An 18032-nucleotide genomic window follows, 5' to 3' on the forward strand; every position below is an offset into this window, starting at 1 on the left:
TTTACCAAACTTATTGTTGTTGTCTTCCCATATCTTCGTTCCCGAAACAGATGTAGTTTTCACTTTATTCGAAATCGGTAGTTTAATTCCGTTTACAGCATCTAATTTAACTTCAAAACTTACTTTTGCTTGTGGATCAAAATCAATATAGTCTGGAGCTGAAACTTCTTTCACATAATATTTTCCTGGTGTTAAACCCTTGATTTCGATGACACCTTTTTCATCTGTTTTATATAGATCCCCAACTTGTTCACCCGACTCTTTATACAACTCAAATGAAACATTCGGTATGACTTTTTCTTCATCTTTATCAAGGTGCTTAACAATTTTTAGCGTTCCTCTTGGAACCCCTTCAGCACCACCGCCGGCTGTCCTATTTTCAACGGGGTAGCTACCCGATTCAGTAACTGGCTCTTTATTATAAATTTGATAATCAATCGTATAATCATTCTTAAAGAAATCTTGCGCCTTTCCGGCATCCGTTATAGTAGATGTATAAGCAATCGAAAAGGAGGAAAGACGTGCTTTATCCTTATAAAGCACAACTTGAAATGAGTTTTCACCAGTAAAGGTAATCTTTCCATAACCTTTAGATTCAAACTCTTGTAATGATAAATTTTGACGGCCTAAATAATTATCAATATCTATCCTAAAACTATCTTTATTAAGTATTTGACCTTCTTGTAAATTATCAACTACAACAATATCATCACTTAACTCTTCTTTATTTAAGTTTGCATTTAAGAACCAACGCACCTCACCTGGCTTACCTCTCATATCACCAGTTTTATAAAAAAACGGTCCCTTTCCAGGATCTGTACCACCACCGCTTGTTGGACCGGTAATTATTACAGATTGCTTATCTATATTTGTACCAAAATTGGTTTCAATCTCTTTCTTTTGATCTTCTCCTACGTTAGCAGCTTGCACGTAAAAGTTTAAATATCCTTTAATATCATCACGTGTATCTACTTTATCATTAAATGTACATACCACAGTACCTGAATTGACTGTACAAGTACCATAATCACCCAAATTAAACTGTGTATTCAACCCTATTAATTCTGGGGGCAGTGTTAATGTTAGTGTGTCTCCTGGCTTCAGCCTAACTCCATCTTTTTCACTGAAATTTACAGTTACTTTAGTCTCTTGTCCAGTATAAAGATCTGTTTTATCAATCTTAATACTATCCACAAGTCCTACTGTGTTTAACTCTTGTGCATTTGCTACTATAGGTAGCAAACTCTGACCTATAGTAAACATGAAAATCATTATAATCGAAAAAATTGAAGTAATTCTTTTTAAATGCATATTTTATGTTATCCTCCTATAAAATTAAAAATAGATTCTGGTACAAACATACTATGACAAAGATTCTATTATTCAATGTCATTAAGCTATTTTACTTAAATATTTTTGATAGCTATTATCATCTTTTTCTCTTTTTCCAACCCTTCTATTGCTTAGAAACCTGAAGTTTGAAGTCCGACGTATGACTTTTATATAGATTCATCTCATTTCTCCGACATGTCTAAACTACGTTATTTCTGGTCTATACTGTTTAACAAAAACAGATACAGGACAGGACAAATTTTGATAAAGAAATTCGAATTACACATACGTATGAATGGACCATAGAATAACTTCAAAGTCAAAAGAAGACAACTCAAAAAGCACTCACGATAAAACCCATGACAGTCATTCGTCTTATTATGCTGTAAAACTTTCGGAATTTCTTCAAACCTTTGCAAACGTTTGCTCTATAAAATATAAAAATTTCATTGCTAGCAAGTATGAACGAACTACTTCATAGTAACTATGCATTCGGTCAACTTCCTTACTTATCCTCCTAAAGAATAACAAGAAGTGCAATCTATAATTGAATTTAGCATATCAGCCGAAGAATGCTAAAACTGCGAAACATACTTGGATTCTCGTATTCTAAAAGATGTTATTGAAGATGCATTTCTGCCGTTATGAGTTGAGATAAAATTGGCCATAGGTGAAATGTTTGGTGTTTAGTTTCACAACCGATCTACACACCTAAACAAGTGTTCCACCGGCATTATATAATTAAAAATGCCCTGAATGAAGTACTAGTTACCTATGCAAGATGAAAGATATAATCTCCAAATTTAAAGACAGTGGAATGAATTTGGGAGTAACTAAAAAAGAGTGTGATTGTCGACTGATTTCCTGTAAATCGTGTAGAAGTACGTAATTCAGCCTTTTTATTTTTGGAGTATATAAATGCGTTTCGAGAAAAAACAGTTTGCCTAATGAGTTCCATGGCTATTTCGAAGAATTAAAATGAGCTTATATATGATGATAATATCAAAACCGAGAGATTTATATCCTTTCATTATTTTTATCAAATCATGAAAACTTTAATTGTACTATTTTAAACGTAACCCCTAGTTTCTTGACTAGGTTGGAAGTTTCCATGATCAATTACTAATTGTTTAAATACTTGGTTAGATGAATCGTGATTTTAGTATTTGGCCTAGCTGTAACAATAGTTTTTACAACAATCACACCATTTCCCAGTAACTTTCTACCAACTAATAATACATATGCTGATTTCTAGAAATTTTGCTCCCGACAATCCATTATTCTAGAATTCTCCCTAAAAATCAATAGTTAATGTTAGTTTTCTGTTTTCACTTCATCACCATAACATATATTTAGAGTGAAAAACTGCAACAGAAAAAGAGATAGCTTTGCCATCTCTTTTTCCGTTGCAGTTTCCCTTCATCAAGCCGTACGTGCGGTTCTCACCATACGACTTTTCGGTACTTCCCTTTTTTTTATTACATTTTTTCTGGCGCAGATACTCCTACGATTGCTAGTGCGTTTTGAAGTGTAGTACGTACTGCTTTCATTAGCTCGTAACGAGCTTTACTTAATTCTAAGTTATCTTGGTTTAATACTTTTTCTGCATTGTAGAAGCTGTGTAATGCTGCTGCTAATTCAAATGCATAGTTTGTAATACGGTGTGGCAGACGTTTTTGCGCTGCATCCGCAACTACTGCTGGGAATTCACCAAGTTTTTTCAGTAACTCTACTTCTTTCTCAGAAGTAACAAGTTTGTAGTTCACATCTCCGCCTGTAGCTAATCCTAATTCCTCACCTTGGCGAAGGATACTGCATACGCGCGCATGAGCATATTGTGCATAGTATACTGGGTTTTCATTAGATTTTGATACAGCTAAGTCCATATCGAAGTCTAAATGAGAATCACCGCTACGCATTGCGAAGAAGTAACGCATTGCGTCTACGCCTACTTCTTCCATAAGCTCACGAAGTGTAACTGCTTTACCTGTACGTTTACTCATTTTCATTTTTTCACCATTTTGGTACAGTTGTACCATTTGGATGATTTCTACTTCTAACGTGTCTTTATCGTAACCAAGCGCTTGAATAGCAGCTTTCATACGAGGAATGTAACCGTGGTGGTCAGCACCCCAAATGTTGATTAATTTATCAAAACCACGCTCTAATTTATCACGGTGGTAAGCGATATCTGGTGTTAAGTATGTGTAAGAACCGTCGTTTTTAATTAATACACGGTTTTTATCATCGCCGTAAGTCATAGAACGGAACCAAGTTGCACCGTCTTCTTCAAAGATCTCTTCACGCTCTTTTAATACAGCAAGAGCTTGATCAATTTTTCCGTTTTTGTATAGTGATGTTTCTGAGAACCACACATCAAATTTAACACGGAAGCTTTCTAAGTCTTTTTGAAGTTTTGCTAATTCATATTTTAAACCGTACTCACGGTAGAATTCATAGCTTTCTTTTTCATCAGCTTTCGCATAACGATCGCCAAATTCTTCAGCTAAACGTTTACCGATGCCGATAATATCTGCACCGTGGTAACCGTCTTCTGGCATTTCTTTCTCTAAACCTAACGCTTGCATGTAACGAGCTTCAACAGAAAGAGCTAAGTTATGAATTTGGTTACCAGCGTCATTAATGTAGTATTCACGAGATACATCGTATCCTGCTTTTGCTAATAGGTTACATAAAGTGTCACCTACTGCTGCACCACGTGCATGTCCTAAGTGAAGGTCACCTGTTGGATTCGCAGATACGAACTCAACTTGTACTTTTTCACCTTTACCAGTATTCGTTTCACCATAAGCTTCACCAGCGTTAACGATTGTTGGAATTAAGTCTGTTAAGTAGCTATTATCCATGTAGAAGTTAATGAAACCAGGACCTGCGATTTCAATTTTTTCAATAGAAGCTTTTGCTTTATCGAAGTTTGCAACTAATTCTTCTGCAATCATACGAGGTGCTTTTTTCGCAACGCGCGCAAGTTGCATTGCCATATTTGTAGAGAAGTCACCATTTGTTTTATCTTTTGGAGATTCTAATACAACGTTTGGAATCTGTTCTTCTGTCGCTAATTCTGCCTTTAATACAGCAGCTTGAATTTCTTCTTTAATCAATCCTTTTACTTGTTCTAAAGAATTCATTATTTTGCCTCCTTCAAATTAAGTGTAATTGTATATCTGCCAGCTTCTTGTTCACTTAGAAGCAATGCGTACGTTAAGAAGAGTTGTCCTTTTTTCTTTTCATCCGACCATTTAAAAAGAACGTTATCAGTCTTTGTTTGCAATGCAAACGTACCAAGTTCACTCGTATACGTACCAGTTGTCCATTCACCCTTCACATGCGTTTGACGCATCGAAACAGCACCTGAACGCATAATGAGAACTTGTTCATCTTGAATTTTAATAATTGTTTTCACTTCGCCTTGTTCATTCGGCTCTTGGAATGTTACATATGTACCTTGACCTTTTACATAGTATTGACCATTTGCTTCAAAAGCAACGGTTTCCTTCCTCGCCCCTTCACGGATTTCTGTTACGAAATGAACGTGTACCGGCAAGCCTGCAAGTTGTTTCTTCACGTCTTGCACACCTTTCAAATGTTATAGATATTAAATACTACTTATAATAAATCACTTTTCCTATCATATCAAAAAAAGACTCTGTCTGTCTGCTGAAAAATCAGGAAAACTCCTTTTCAAAAAATAATTCACCTTCACTTTATTTCATATGATAAAATATTTTTTAAATCTAAATATTCTTTCATTTAAAGGGGTGAAATAGATGCTACCAACAAAATTAAAAAAAGGTGATGAAATAAGGGTTATTTCACCATCTTGTAGTTTAAGTATTGTCTCAAATGAAAACAGAAATCTTGCTATAAAAAGATTAAACAACATGGGCTTTCAAGTTACGTTCTCAAAACACGCTGAAGAGCTAGATCGCTTTGCGTCCTCTCCTATTTCTTCACGCGTTCAAGACCTTCACGAAGCATTTAGAGATCCGAATGTAAAAGCCATTTTAACAACACTTGGCGGATACAACTCTAATGGTTTGTTAAAACATCTCGATTACGATTTAATTCGAGAAAACCCGAAATTTTTCTGTGGCTATTCTGATATCACTGCATTAAATAATGCAATTTACACTAAAACAGGACTTGTTACATATTCAGGCCCCCATTTCTCTTCATTTGGAATGGAGAAAGGGCTCGAGTATACAACCGATTACTTTTTAAAATGCTTAACTTCTAATGAGCCTATTGAAGTCCTGCCATCTGAAACATGGAGCGATGATTCTTGGTATATAGATCAAGAAAATCGAGAATTTATTAAAAATGAAGGATACGTTTCGATTCATGAAGGAGAAGCTACGGGGGATATTATCGGTGGTAATATGAGCACATTGAACTTACTGCAAGGTACACCATATATGCCAAACTTAAAGGATAAAATTTTATTTCTTGAAGAAGATAGCCTAACTGGAAAAGCTACTCTTAAAACTTTTGATCGTTATTTACACTCCCTTATGCAGCAACCAGATTTTGAGTATGTAAAAGGCATTATTATAGGAAGAATGCAAAAAGGAGCAGATTGTACAATTGAAGACGTACAGGAAATGATTGTTTCAAAACCTGAACTTGCACATATACCTATCATCGCAAACGCAAGTTTCGGTCATACAACCCCGATTTTCACTTTCCCAATTGGTGGACGTGCAAAAATCATTTCTAACAAAGAAAAGACATCTATCACCATTTTAACGCACTAAAAAGGAGCGAATGATTCGCTCCTTTTATGGTTTTTCTATTTTTTCCAACGCTTTTTGCGGAATTGATTCTTTCGGGATTTCAGCCCATCCTTTTCCTTGCATACCTTTTGCATAAATTTTTATAAAAGCACCCGTATGCAATTCACGGTTCATCATTCTTTTCACAACTTGTAACTTTCCGTCTTCTGTATATCCTTTAAATGTATATAAATACTCATCATCTTTTTTCTCGCCTTTATCTATAACTGCATAATAATCTTGTATTTCCTTATTTGAAAAGAAGTTGTCTACAAAAGCATGTACACCTTCTGTTTTTGTGTTTAAATAATACGCTGTTCCCCCTAAAATAATGGCGAATACAGCTAAAACTTTAATTACCAATTTCATACATGCGCCTCCTGTTTGCACTTCTTTTTCCCTAGTCATATATCTATACTTGTATTATACGAAAAATGACATACTATACTCTATTTAAACACCTTACACTTTCCTTACATTATTGTAAGGCATTTTCACCTTATAGCAATTTCCCAATAAAAATTTTTTCCGTTTCATGAACTTTTATATTATTATTGAATGATACAAATTTTTATTACAGAAATCAAAGGAGACAGTTTTCAAATGGCTATCTTGCAAGGTTTAGCACTATTACTTGTTGTACTTTGTCTATTTACACTTTTTAGTTACCGTGCTCCTTACGGCATGAAAGCAATGGGTGCTTTAGCTAATGCAGCAATCGCAAGTTTTCTTATTGAAGCCTTTCACCGTTATATCGGTGGAGAGATGTTTCATAATGACTTTTTACAATCAGTAGGAGAAGCTTCTGGTAGTATGAGCGGTGTCGCAGCGGCAATTTTAGTCGCACTAGCAATCGGTGTTTCACCCGTATATGCTGTTTTAATCGGTATCGCTACTAGTGGATTCGGTATTTTACCAGGATTCTTCGCTGGATACGTTTGTGCATTCATCGTGAAATTTCTCGAAAAGAAATTACCAGCTGGTGTAGAGTTTTTAGCAATTTTATTTATTGCCGCACCAATCTCACGCGGAATGGCTATGCTTATGGATCCGCTCGTTAATGCAACACTCGGTAAAATTGGTTCTATGATTTCAGTTGCAACTACAGAAAGTCCTATCATTATGGGTATTATGCTTGGTGGATTAATAACAGTTATTTCTACCTCCCCATTAAGTTCTATGGCACTAACTGCCATGCTTGGATTAACTGGTTTACCAATGGCAATTGGTAGTCTTGCCGTAGCAGCTTCAGCCCCAATGAACTTTATTTTCTTTAAACGACTAAAAATTTGTTCAAAGAAAGATACAATTGCTGTAGCAATCGAGCCTTTAACACAAGCCGATATTGTCTCAGCAAATCCAATTCCAATTTATGCGACAAATTTCGTTGGCGGTGCACTTGCCGGGATTATTACATCCCTATTCCAGCTCGTTAATAATGCGCCAGGAACAGCATCACCTATTCCAGGACTTCTTGTCTTATTCGGATTTAATGACGTTATAAAAGTAACGATCGCTGCTGTACTATGTGGAATCGTTACCACTATTGTTGGATACATCGGATCAATCATATTCCGCAAATATCCAATCCGTTCTGCTGATGAAATTCGCGGCATTACTTCGGAAGAGAAGGTTGCATAAGAAAAAGAGCTATTCTCATTGTTTGAGAATAGCTCTTTTTGATGTTGCGTGATGGTAAATGAAATTATATCGACGATTTTTCAAATATATCGATCATAACTTAAATTATATCAACGATTTTTTAATATATCGACGATTCGACAAGACATATCGACTTACCGACACATAACGACAAAATAAGAGCCCTCTAATCATATAGAGGGCTCTTATTTTTATCCAGCTATAGCGGCTAGAATGATCGGTGGCTTCGCTTCTTCCTCACATTCTGAACGAGCCGCTTACGCTTTTATTTCTATCCAGTTACGCCTCCTAGACCCTTGCGTCTAAGAACCTTCCCTTCAAAAAGGTAAAAAGCACCTTTTGCAGGAAAGAACCTTAGTCACCAGGTCTAAACAGTCGGCTTCACTTTTATTTCACCCAACCGAGCAGCATTTCCCGCACGAATTTGCTTGCTGCGACTGGTGTTTGATCACTATGGTCGTAGACAGGAGCCACTTCTACTAAGTCTGCTCCAACTACATTTATATTTGAATTTGCAATTGCGACGATGGAATCTAATAATTCTTTAGATGTGATACCTCCAGCTTCTAACGTTCCTGTTCCTGGAGCGTGAGCTGGGTCTAATACGTCAATGTCAATTGTGACATAGACTGGGCGTCCTGCAAGTTTCGGTAACACTTCTTTTAACGGTTCTAATACGTCAAATTTGTATAAGTTCATACCTACTTCTTTTGCCCATTCAAATTCTTCCTTCATTCCAGAACGAATTCCGAAAGAATATACGTTTTCCGGACCAATTAAATCACACACTTTACGAATTGGTGTAGAGTGGGATAAAGGCTCCCCTTCATACGATTCACGTAAATCAGTATGAGCATCCATGTGGATGATTGCTAAATCCGGATATTTTTTTGCCATTGCCTTAAAAATTGGCCAAGACACTAAGTGCTCACCGCCGAGACCTAGTGGAAACTTACCGGCATCTAAAAGTTTTGATACATACTCTTCAATCATGTCTAAGCTGCGTTGTGCGTTTCCGAATGGTAATGGGATATCACCCGCATCAAAATATTTTACCTCTTCTAGTTCACGATCTAAATAGGGACTATATTCTTCAAGACCGATTGATACTTCACGAATACGTGCAGGGCCAAAGCGAGATCCTGGACGGTAACTTACTGTCCAATCCATAGGCATCCCATAAATAACTACCTTTGACTCTTCAAAACTTGGATGACTTTTAATAAATACTTTACCTGAATAAGCTTCATCAAAACGCATATTCTTTTCCTCCTTATGTGGAACTTAAGGTATCCCAACCTTTCATATTTCTCAAATTTGGAGCGAATTGCTCCTCTTTCTCGATTTACCAGTGTCTTCTGTTTCATAACAAGAAGACAATTTTCTTTACAGAGGTGTAAATAGCTAGCATGTTCAAGTCTTCTGGACAAACACCTTAAATGAGCTATTTACACTTTATTTGTTACAATTCGATTCTCTTACTTAATTAAATCGCCAACAAATTTCGGTAATGCGAATGCTGCATTGTGCAATTCTTTTGTGTAGTATTTCGTTTCAATTTCGTGGAAACGCTCTTCGCTTACTTCTAATGGATCATGTTTTTTAGATCCGATTGTGAATGTCCAAAGTCCACTTGGGTATGTCGGAATGTTTGCTGTGTATAAACGAGTAATTGGGAAAATCTCTTTTACATCTTTAAACACAGTCGTAATTAATTCTGGTGTGAACCAAGGGTTGTCCGTTTGCGCAACGAAAATACCGTCTTCTTTTAACGCTTTAGAGATTCCAGCGTAGAAACCTTTTGTAAATAAGTTTACTGCTGGTCCAACTGGCTCAGTAGAATCTACCATAATTACGTCATATTCATTTTCGCTTTCCGCGATGTGTAGGAAACCGTCTCCTACTTTCACTTCTACACGCTCATTATCTAATGCGCCTGCAATTGATGGTAAGTATTGTTTAGAGTACTCAATTACTTTTCCATCGATTTCAACAAGAGTTGCTTTCTTTACACTTGGGTGTTTTAACACTTCACGAATAACACCACCATCACCGCCACCAACAACTAATACGTTTTCAGGGTTTGGATGTGTAAATAAAGGTACGTGCGCTACCATTTCATGATAAACGAACTCATCTTTTTCTGTTGTCATAACCATGCCGTCTAAAATAAGCATGTTTCCGAACTCTTCCGTTTCAACCATATCAAGTTTTTGGAATTCTGTTTGCTCCGTATGTAATGTGCGGTTAATACGCGCAGTAATTCCAAAATGTTTTGTTTGTTTTTCAGTGAACCATAGTTCCATCGTACAATCACGCCTTTCAGTGCAAATTTATAATAGGGACATCATTAATGTCCCCTAACAAAAATAAAACAAAACATCCAAAAAGTATAGTTAAAAGTATAAAAATACCGAAAATATATTTTAGTCAGAGGGTTCTAACATATATACGAAAAGGGTTTTCCCTGTAATAGGAAAGAAAACCCTTTCTTAAGAAAGGGCTTTTGTCTCTATTTCTACTGGTTTACGAATTGGGATTAAGATCATTACACAACCAACTAACACAACAATCCCACCAACTAAGAACGGACTTTGCGGCGAAACTGTATGGCCGATAACTCCTGATAAAATTGGAGCAATCGCGCCCCCTAACCAACGAACGAAGTTATATACACCTGACGTAACAGATCTTTCATAAGGTGAAATATCCATTACATAACTTGTAAATAACGCGTTATTTAATCCTGATGCTAATCCAGATAGAACGATTAATACGATTTGTAACCACATAATTTTCACGAAGAATAGCGCAATTAATAACATCGCAAATACGAGTAAACTACCCTTTAATACTGTCTTTGGTTCATATTTACCTTCTAGCTTATGCGCTAAAATTGCTGATCCGTAAGCTAGCGCTAATCCCCATCCACAAAATACAAAACCTAATTGAATGGCAGATAAGTGCATAACAAGTGGTGAATATGCTAAAACGACGAAAAATCCGTAGTAATATAACATCCCCGAAATGGCACCTTGCATAAATGGTTTATACTTCACCAAGTTAAGTAATTCCCCCATGCCAGCTGCTTTACGCTTCACTTTTCGCTCTGGTTCTTTTACAAAAAAGAAAACTAAAATAAATGCTAAGAAAATTAAAATACTCGTTGCGAAAAATGGGTAACGCCAAGAATGTCCACCTAATATACCACCTAACAACGGTCCGCCTGCCATTCCTAAACCGATAGCTGCTTCATATAATCCAACCGCTTCATGAACTTCTTTACTTAATGCTATTAAAAGTGTCATCGCTGTCGCAAAAAACATCGCATTTCCTAGTCCCCATCCAGCACGGAAAAGAGATAATTGAGCAATCGTTTGCGATATCCCGCATATAAATGCAAATACAGTCACAATTGCAAGACCGATTGTCATCATTCGTTTATCACCAAATCTTGATGCAAATATTCCAGCTGGTAACATCATAATTGCCATCGTTAAAATATAAGCTGTAAATAACATCTCGACTTGCCAATGCGTTGCACCAATTTTTTCGGCAATAATCGGCAAAATTGGGTCGACTACCCCTATACCCGAAAAGGCAAGAAAGGTAGCCACCACTGTAATCAATCTCCCTAGTTTTTGTTTGCTCTCCATTTTGATTACTCTCCTTTTGTACTATCTAAAAATGTCACTGCACGATGTAAACTATCCTCAAGTTCCGCCTTTACACGCTGCATTTGCTCCATTTTCTCTTCTAACGTTTGCACTTGTTTTGCAAGCATCTCTTTAATTTCTTGAATCACTTCGCGATCACGAGGGTTATCGCTATTTCTCCTTTGTTCCATTCTTTCTTTTAACGATAAGAAGTGTTGCATTTCTTGAAGTGTAATTCCAAGTACTTCTTTTGCTTCTACAATCCTTTTAATTCTTGCAATATCCTCATCTGTATACAGACGAATGTTCCCTTCACTACGCTCCGGGGGATGAATTAAACCAATTTCCTCATAATAACGAAGTGTACGTTTTGTTAAACCAACTTGTTTTGTTACTTCATCGATTTTATACATGTTTATTCCTCCCTTCACTCAACTATTACATTTTACGTTAACGTTAACTTTTTCGCAACTGTTAGGGTTTTGTAAATATTTTCCCTGTTCAATTGTGTTTTCCCCCAAGCAGTTTCATAATGAAAGAAAAGAGATGATAAGGAGAATCTAACATGAGTAAACCACTTATTTTCGCTCACCGCGGGGTAAAAGGAACACATCCCGAAAATACGATGATTGCCTTCCAAGAAGCTGAACGCATTGGCGCTCATGGAATTGAACTTGATGTCCATCTATCAAAGGATGGTGAACTTGTCGTGATTCACGATGAAACAGTGGATCGCACAACAAATGGCGTAGGACTTGTTTCCGAAAAAACTGTAGAAGAATTGCAAGCTTTAGATGCCGGTAGCTTTAAAGATCCTTCTTTCCATGAAGCAAAAATCCCAACATTACGCGAAGTATTTATTTGGCTCTCTACAACAAATTTACAACTTAATATTGAATTAAAAACAGATGTGATTCACTATTCAACTATTGAAGAAAAAGTTGTTGCCCTTGTTCGCGAATATCATCTGTCCAATCAAATTGTATTTTCATCATTTAACCATGATTCCGTTTCATTATTAGCAGAAATCGCTCCAGAAATTCCAAGAGCAATTTTGTACGATATGCCACTTGCAGATCCTATTGCTGAAGCGAAAAAACGAGAAGCAACTGGATTACACCCAAACTTTCAATTATTAACGAAAGAATTTGTCCAATTAGCACAGGGACAAGGATATGTTTTCCGCCCTTACACAATTAACGAATACAAAGATTTACAAACTATGATTGATTACGGTGTAGATGTCATTATTACCGATTGGCCAGCACGTGCCTTTGAGCTCCTTTCTTAATGGAAGGGGCTTTTTTATTTTCGAAATTTCATTGTTTAAAATAACTCAAAACCCTCAATACTAATACAATAACGCTTGTATTAATGAGGGGCTGAAAAAAGATGGATCAAACTATGAATCCAAAACTTAAAAAATATAAACGTCTTTTCTTCACCGCAATGTTTTCTTGCGTCCTTTTCTTCGTTTTTTCCTTTTTTGTTATTCTTATAGTTGCAAAAATTATGGGGCCTCCCCCTGTTGCGGTTCCGCAAACAAGTGTCTTTTATGCTAATGATGACACTGTTATAGGACAAAGTAATGCAATACAGAAACGCTACAATGTCTCTCTGAATGACATTTCTCCTTATGTAAAAGAAGCGACACTTTCTATCGAAGATCAAAGATTTTATAAACATCACGGCTTCGATATAAAACGTATTGCAGGTGCAATTGTCGCTGATTTAAAAGCGATGGCAAAGGTGCAAGGAGCTAGTACGATTACACAACAATACGCACGTAATCTATATTTAGATCATGATAAAACGTGGAAACGAAAACTACTAGAGGCAATGTACACTATCCGCCTTGAAGTGAATTATAATAAAAATCATATTTTAGAAGGATATTTAAATACAATTTATTACGGACATGGTGCTTACGGAATCGAAGCTGCATCTCGCCTATATTTCGATAAAACAGCAAAAGAATTAACATTAGCGGAAGCTAGTATGCTCGCAGGTATCCCGAAAGGACCTAGCGTCTACTCTCCCTTTTTAAAAGAGGATCGTGCGAAAGGACGACAATCTCTCATATTAGATGAAATGGTAGAACAAGGTTATATTACGAAGAAACAAGCAAATTCAGCGAAGAAAGAGCCACTCACTTTTGCTTCATTAGATACGAAAAAAGTGCCAGAGGTCGCACCTTATTTCCAAGATGCTGTACAAGCTTCTCTTCTTCGTGATATCGGATTAGATGAACAAGCCTTACAAAAAGGTGGCTTACGTATTTACACAACGCTAGATCCTAAATTACAATCTGTAGCAGAGCAAGCCGTAAAAGATCATATACCTGACACAACAAACATACAAACGGCTCTTGTCTCTATGAACCCAAAAACGGGTGAAGTGGCTGCTCTCGTTGGTGGTACTGATTATAATAAGAGTCAATTTAACAGGGCTACACAAGCCGCTCGTCAGCCTGGTTCTACATTTAAACCTTTTCTATATTACGCAGCCTTAGAGCGAGGATTCACTCCCGCCACGCGCTTAAAAAGCGAATACACTGTATTCACTTTAGGTGATGGTGTTTCAAAGTATAAACCGAAAAACTATAAAGATTACTATGCAGACGATTTTGTAACGATGGCACAGGCCCTTGCAGTATCTGATAATGTATATGCTGTAAAAACCAATTTATTTTTAGGAGAAGATATACTCACAAAAACAGCAAAACAATTTGGAATTACTAGTGCGTTAAAAGATGTACCTTCTCTAGCTCTCGGTACATCTCCAGTAAAACCACTTGAGATGGTTAACGCTTATAGCATGTTTGCCAATGGTGGAAAAGAAGTAAAACCTACCTTTATTCGTCGCATTATGGATCATGAAGGAAACATGCTATACGATGCTCATTTGGAGAGCAAACAAGTTCTCGATAAAAGCAAAGCTTTTGTGATGGAAGAAATGATGACGGGTATGTTTAATAAAAACCTAAGTAGTTATGCCGCTGTGACCGGTCAATCGATGTTATCAAAGCTATCCAGAACATATGCCGGTAAGTCTGGTTCTACGGAAACGGATAGTTGGATGATTGGATTCACTCCACAAATCGTCACTGGTGTATGGGTTGGATACGATCAACCTAAATCGATTTCAAATGTAGCAGAACAAGGGTATGCGAAAAAAATATGGACCGATACGATGGAAAAAGGCTTAGATGGTCAACCTAAAAAAGGTTTTAAACAACCCAGCGATGTGGTAGCAGTTAATATCAATCCAGAAAACGGAAAAATCGCTACAAAAAACTGCCCAATTTCAGTTAAAATGTATTTCGCTAAAGGCACTGAGCCGACCGAATATTGTATGGATCATGTTGATGATAAAGAGGAATTTGAAAAAAACAGTGAAGAAAAGACAAAAGCAAGCTGGTGGAAAAAATACCTTCCTTGGTGAAACAATAGGAGGCTATTCAAATGAAATGTGAAATAGCCTCCTATTGTCATTCTTTGTCGGTAAATCGATATTCCTTGTCGAATCGTCGATATATCAAAAAAATCGTTGATATATTTTAAGTTATGATAGATATATTCGAAAAATCGTTGATATATTTTCATATAACAAACCAAAATAAAAAGGATGTCACCTAGTCAACAATCGACTAGTGGGACATCCTTTTTTTATTCACTTAATAATGCACGGCGCAATTCTTCACTAGACTCGTTCCAAATCGCTTCATTATGTTCTTTCAAGAACGTACCAAGTACTTTTTTAGATGATTCATCCATATGGTCAACCATAATGTGACGCTTCATTGATTTATCCATTTTGTTTACATGCTCTGGAAGTGATTTATATCCGCGGCGAATTTCACGGTCAACTGTCATTTCACAAGCTGTTACACCTGCATAATAAGCACCTGTTGCCGTTCTTTCAATCGTTACCCAAACAAGCCAAAATGGTTTGCCGTTTGGAACTTCATCTTTATTTGTTAAAAACTTAATCCCTTTTTCTACTGTACTACGTGCATGCATTGCACCGATATCAACGAATGCTGTTTTCTCTAGTACATCGACAAATACAGGTGAAATGTTTTCTAGGCTTAATGCTCCAACGCCAAATCCACCATGTCCATCTGTTGAATCATTCTTTACGATATTAAAACCGATTTTTTTCTTTTTCTCAGTCATATGTAACTTCCTCCTCGCTTAATGATTATAAAAGCCCAAAAATAGGCGCAATGATACTGTCTAAAAATACAAATACATACGGAATAACAACGTTGAAAATAGGCTGAATTGTGTAATTGCTAAGCGGTGTAATAACAAGAATTAATAACGCAATTGCTCCATATTTTTCATACTGTGTCATTTTCGCACGAATATTTGCTGGTGCTAAATCTTCCACAACACGATACCCATCAAGTGGTGGAATCGGTAATAAGTTAAATACAAGTAAAACAATATTAAGCCCGATGAAAATCTGGAAGAATTGACTTAACGTCTTTCCTACTGCGGGTGGAATTGCATCTAGCACACCAAATGTTATTAAGCTATACCAAATAATTAAACCAATCGCACTTAAAATTAAATTACTAATTGGCCCTGCAATCGAAACTAATATTCCCGCAAGGCGAGGTCTTTTAAAGTTATACGGGTTAACTGGTACTGGTCTTGCCCAACCGAATCCAAGAATCAATACAGCAATCATCCCGATAGGGTCTAAGTGAGCCATCGGCGATAATGTTAAACGACCTTGTCTCTTTGCTGTATCGTCTCCAAATTTATATGCAACATACGCATGTGCGAATTCATGCACAGATAACGCAATAATAATCGCCATTGCTACTAACGGAATTTCCTGCAATGGATATCTAAATAACTGATCCATACTCCAACCCCTCTTCAATATGTCCAAAAAAGAAATTATTTGTTTTTTCGATTGTTCTTCCCCATAATCCGCTATAATAAGAGTGTAACTTACATAAAAGGAGCGATTGTACATGCCATACGTAACAGTGAAAATGCTAGAAGGACGCACAGAGGAACAAAAGAAAGCTCTTGCTGAGAAAGTAACAGCAGCAGTAAGCGAAACAACTGGTGCTCCTGAAGAAAACATCGTTGTTTTCATCGAAGAAATGTCTAAAAACCATTATGCCGTTGGCGGAAAACGCTTAAGCGACAAATAATTTCAAGCTCTTTCATAAGAAGCAGCCATTAGCTGCTTCTTATTTCTTTCCTTCTAACAACTCAATAATTCTCTCTTTATATTTTCCTTTTCTTCCATCTTCATAGATTAAATCATGCGGATAGAATAATTTTTGATCCGTTCTCTTCTTACCAGTAATCGCCTCAACAATATCCGATTCACGTGAAAGCTCTCTAAGATCTCCATTCGGCATAAGAAGTAAGATTGGTAAACGCTCTTCTTCTTCTCCAGCACGATAAAAGTCATATGGTAAGTCTGATGTTGAATCAACTACTAAATAATACTCTGGATCGAGTCCAATCTTTTTAAATAAGCTACTTAATTCCATCCAATTATCTAAACCATGCTTATCTGTAAACTCTACGTATTTAAATAGATCTCGGTTCATAAAACGGCGGCACAAGTCACTTAAAATTGGATCCTCTTCGTCTTGCCATACTTGGAAGTAATAATACATAACGTTCTCGTCTAGCTTTAAATAATCCTCTACCGTTACTTCTTCTTCAAATAAAGAATAGAAATGAACAGGATGATTTTTAAATGTATAATACTTCTCATGCAATGATTTCGCACGGTGTAAAATCTTCGTTAAAATAACTTCGGCACTGCGCGTTACCGGATGGAAATATACTTGCCAATACATTTGATAACGGCTCATAATATAATGCTCAACAGCATGCATGCCACTATTTTTAATGACTACTTGATTCCCGTACGGACGCATGACACGCAGTATACGTTCCATATCAAAGTTTCCGTACTTTACGCCTGTGAAATAAGCATCTCTTAATAAATAATCCATACGGTCTGCATCAATTTGACTTGAAATCATACTAATCGCTAATTTATTAGTGGATGTTTTCGCAATTACATCGGCTACCTTTTGCGGAAAATCCTTATCCACACGACTTAACACACGATTAATTTCCGTATCTCCAACGATAATCTTTTGTGTGAATTTCTCATGATCTAGCGAAAACACTTTTTCAAACGAGTGAGAAAATGGGCCGTGGCCGACATCATGAAGTAATGCCGCACATAAACATAACAATCTATCTTCAGCATTCCAGTTCGGTCTGCCATCAAATACATCATCAATCATACGACGAATAATTTCATATACACCTAACGAATGAGTAAAGCGACTATGCTCTGCACCGTGAAATGTAAAAAATGTCGTTCCAAGCTGCTTAATACGGCGCAAACGTTGAAATTCTTTCGTTCCGATTAAATCCCAAATAACACGATCACGCACGTGCACATATTTATGTACTGGGTCTTTAAACACTTTTGTTTCGCTGAGTTTGTCGTTTAAATATACCACTTTTCGACATCCCCCTTTCCTTACTGCATTCTTACTATATATTATAAACGAAATAGGAAACAGAAAGAA

Annotated in this window: 16 protein-coding genes; 5 read left to right on the forward strand and 11 right to left on the reverse strand. The window is 36.6% G+C overall.

Going from position 1 to position 18032, the window contains the following annotated elements:
• The 3 genes from DN410_RS18785 to DN410_RS18795 all read right to left on the reverse strand — a co-directional run.
• Nucleotides 1–1263, reverse strand: a 1263-nt coding sequence (locus DN410_RS18785; RefSeq protein WP_255446761.1) for a collagen binding domain-containing protein, incomplete at its 3' end; no start/stop codon positions are given.
• 1547 nt (nt 1264–2810) lie between these two features.
• Nucleotides 2811–4481 carry an arginine--tRNA ligase gene (argS, locus tag DN410_RS18790; RefSeq protein ID WP_060632988.1) on the reverse strand — a complete coding sequence of 557 codons (1671 nt, stop codon included), beginning with the start codon at nt 4479–4481 and terminating at the stop codon, nt 2811–2813.
• Nucleotides 4481–4918 (reverse strand): YwiB family protein, encoded by a 438-nt coding sequence (locus DN410_RS18795; RefSeq protein WP_000744345.1) that lies wholly within the window; start codon nt 4916–4918, stop codon nt 4481–4483. The genes argS and DN410_RS18795 overlap by 1 nt, the downstream gene beginning before the upstream one ends.
• A 202-nt stretch (nt 4919–5120) precedes the next feature.
• Here DN410_RS18795 and DN410_RS18800 point away from each other — a divergent pair, with 202 nt between their 5' ends.
• Nucleotides 5121–6107, forward strand: coding sequence for a S66 family peptidase (locus DN410_RS18800; RefSeq protein ID WP_149177597.1), 987 nt, complete (start codon nt 5121–5123; stop codon nt 6105–6107).
• 24 nt (nt 6108–6131) lie between these two features.
• Here DN410_RS18800 and DN410_RS18805 read toward each other — a convergent pair whose 3' ends face one another.
• Entirely contained in the window at nt 6132–6494 is a 363-nt protein-coding gene (locus tag DN410_RS18805) for a YxeA family protein (protein WP_149177598.1), read from the reverse strand.
• Nucleotides 6495–6728: 234 nt separating this feature from the next.
• Here DN410_RS18805 and DN410_RS18810 point away from each other — a divergent pair, with 234 nt between their 5' ends.
• Nucleotides 6729–7766, forward strand: a complete 1038-nt coding sequence (locus DN410_RS18810) for a PTS sugar transporter subunit IIC (protein WP_149177599.1) — start codon at nt 6729–6731, stop codon at nt 7764–7766.
• 408 nt (nt 7767–8174) lie between these two features.
• Here the strand turns inward: DN410_RS18810 and speB are convergent, their stop codons facing one another.
• The 4 genes from speB to DN410_RS18830 all read right to left on the reverse strand — a co-directional run bounded on the left by speB (nt 8175) and on the right by DN410_RS18830 (nt 11856).
• The gene (speB, locus tag DN410_RS18815) at nt 8175–9047 is read right to left on the reverse strand and encodes an agmatinase (RefSeq protein WP_048528013.1); all 873 of its coding nucleotides are present in this window, start codon (nt 9045–9047) and stop codon (nt 8175–8177) included.
• A 218-nt stretch (nt 9048–9265) separates the two neighbouring features.
• The gene (gene speE / locus DN410_RS18820; protein WP_000424696.1) at nt 9266–10093 is read right to left on the reverse strand and encodes a polyamine aminopropyltransferase; all 828 of its coding nucleotides are present in this window, start codon (nt 10091–10093) and stop codon (nt 9266–9268) included.
• Nucleotides 10094–10279: 186 nt separating this feature from the next.
• Complete coding sequence (locus tag DN410_RS18825; RefSeq protein WP_149177600.1) at nt 10280–11443, reverse strand: MFS transporter; 1164 nt, start codon at nt 11441–11443, stop codon at nt 10280–10282.
• 5 nt (nt 11444–11448) lie between these two features.
• Nucleotides 11449–11856: a MerR family transcriptional regulator gene (locus DN410_RS18830; protein WP_149177601.1), complete on the reverse strand. Its 408-nt coding sequence runs from the start codon at nt 11854–11856 to the stop codon at nt 11449–11451.
• A 152-nt stretch (nt 11857–12008) separates the two neighbouring features.
• Between DN410_RS18830 and DN410_RS18835 the strand changes: the two genes are divergently transcribed.
• Complete coding sequence (locus DN410_RS18835) at nt 12009–12734, forward strand: glycerophosphodiester phosphodiesterase (RefSeq protein WP_149177602.1); 726 nt, start codon at nt 12009–12011, stop codon at nt 12732–12734.
• A 101-nt stretch (nt 12735–12835) separates the two neighbouring features.
• Complete coding sequence (locus DN410_RS18840; protein ID WP_149177603.1) at nt 12836–14887, forward strand: transglycosylase domain-containing protein; 2052 nt, start codon at nt 12836–12838, stop codon at nt 14885–14887.
• 224 nt (nt 14888–15111) lie between these two features.
• Here the strand turns inward: DN410_RS18840 and DN410_RS18845 are convergent, their stop codons facing one another.
• Both DN410_RS18845 and DN410_RS18850 read right to left on the reverse strand, forming a co-directional pair.
• Nucleotides 15112–15621 (reverse strand): YwhD family protein, encoded by a 510-nt coding sequence (locus DN410_RS18845; RefSeq protein ID WP_000136683.1) that lies wholly within the window; start codon nt 15619–15621, stop codon nt 15112–15114.
• A 25-nt stretch (nt 15622–15646) separates the two neighbouring features.
• Nucleotides 15647–16321, reverse strand: a complete 675-nt coding sequence (locus tag DN410_RS18850; RefSeq protein ID WP_149177604.1) for a site-2 protease family protein — start codon at nt 16319–16321, stop codon at nt 15647–15649.
• Between the two features lie 112 nt (nt 16322–16433).
• Here DN410_RS18850 and DN410_RS18855 point away from each other — a divergent pair, with 112 nt between their 5' ends.
• Nucleotides 16434–16619, forward strand: a complete 186-nt coding sequence (locus DN410_RS18855) for a 2-hydroxymuconate tautomerase (RefSeq protein ID WP_001147171.1) — start codon at nt 16434–16436, stop codon at nt 16617–16619.
• 39 nt (nt 16620–16658) lie between these two features.
• Here DN410_RS18855 and DN410_RS18860 read toward each other — a convergent pair whose 3' ends face one another.
• Nucleotides 16659–17963 carry an HD domain-containing protein gene (locus tag DN410_RS18860; protein WP_149177605.1) on the reverse strand — a complete coding sequence of 435 codons (1305 nt, stop codon included), beginning with the start codon at nt 17961–17963 and terminating at the stop codon, nt 16659–16661.
• Between the last annotated feature and the right edge of the window lie 69 nt (nt 17964–18032).

Origin of the sequence: Bacillus sp. SH5-2 (genome assembly GCF_008368905.1) — a bacterium.
GTDB classification, from domain to species: Bacteria; Bacillota; Bacilli; order Bacillales; family Bacillaceae_G; genus Bacillus_A; species Bacillus_A luti.

What these genes read in the sequence shown, in the direction of transcription:
- DN410_RS18845 (WP_000136683.1), bottom strand. Translation starts at nt 15,621, where the DNA reads ATGACTGAGAAAAAGAAAAAAATCGGTTTTAATATCGTAAAGAATGAT.
- DN410_RS18840 (WP_149177603.1), top strand. Translation starts at nt 12,836, where the DNA reads ATGGATCAAACTATGAATCCAAAACTTAAAAAATATAAACGTCTTTTC.
- DN410_RS18810 (WP_149177599.1), top strand. Translation starts at nt 6,729, where the DNA reads ATGGCTATCTTGCAAGGTTTAGCACTATTACTTGTTGTACTTTGTCTA.
- DN410_RS18825 (WP_149177600.1), bottom strand. Translation starts at nt 11,443, where the DNA reads ATGGAGAGCAAACAAAAACTAGGGAGATTGATTACAGTGGTGGCTACC.
- DN410_RS18805 (WP_149177598.1), bottom strand. Translation starts at nt 6,494, where the DNA reads ATGAAATTGGTAATTAAAGTTTTAGCTGTATTCGCCATTATTTTAGGG.
- DN410_RS18800 (WP_149177597.1), top strand. Translation starts at nt 5,121, where the DNA reads ATGCTACCAACAAAATTAAAAAAAGGTGATGAAATAAGGGTTATTTCA.
- speE (WP_000424696.1), bottom strand. Translation starts at nt 10,093, where the DNA reads ATGGAACTATGGTTCACTGAAAAACAAACAAAACATTTTGGAATTACT.
- DN410_RS18835 (WP_149177602.1), top strand. Translation starts at nt 12,009, where the DNA reads ATGAGTAAACCACTTATTTTCGCTCACCGCGGGGTAAAAGGAACACAT.
- speB (WP_048528013.1), bottom strand. Translation starts at nt 9,047, where the DNA reads ATGCGTTTTGATGAAGCTTATTCAGGTAAAGTATTTATTAAAAGTCAT.
- DN410_RS18850 (WP_149177604.1), bottom strand. Translation starts at nt 16,321, where the DNA reads ATGGATCAGTTATTTAGATATCCATTGCAGGAAATTCCGTTAGTAGCA.
- DN410_RS18855 (WP_001147171.1), top strand. Translation starts at nt 16,434, where the DNA reads ATGCCATACGTAACAGTGAAAATGCTAGAAGGACGCACAGAGGAACAA.
- argS (WP_060632988.1), bottom strand. Translation starts at nt 4,481, where the DNA reads ATGAATTCTTTAGAACAAGTAAAAGGATTGATTAAAGAAGAAATTCAA.
- DN410_RS18830 (WP_149177601.1), bottom strand. Translation starts at nt 11,856, where the DNA reads ATGTATAAAATCGATGAAGTAACAAAACAAGTTGGTTTAACAAAACGT.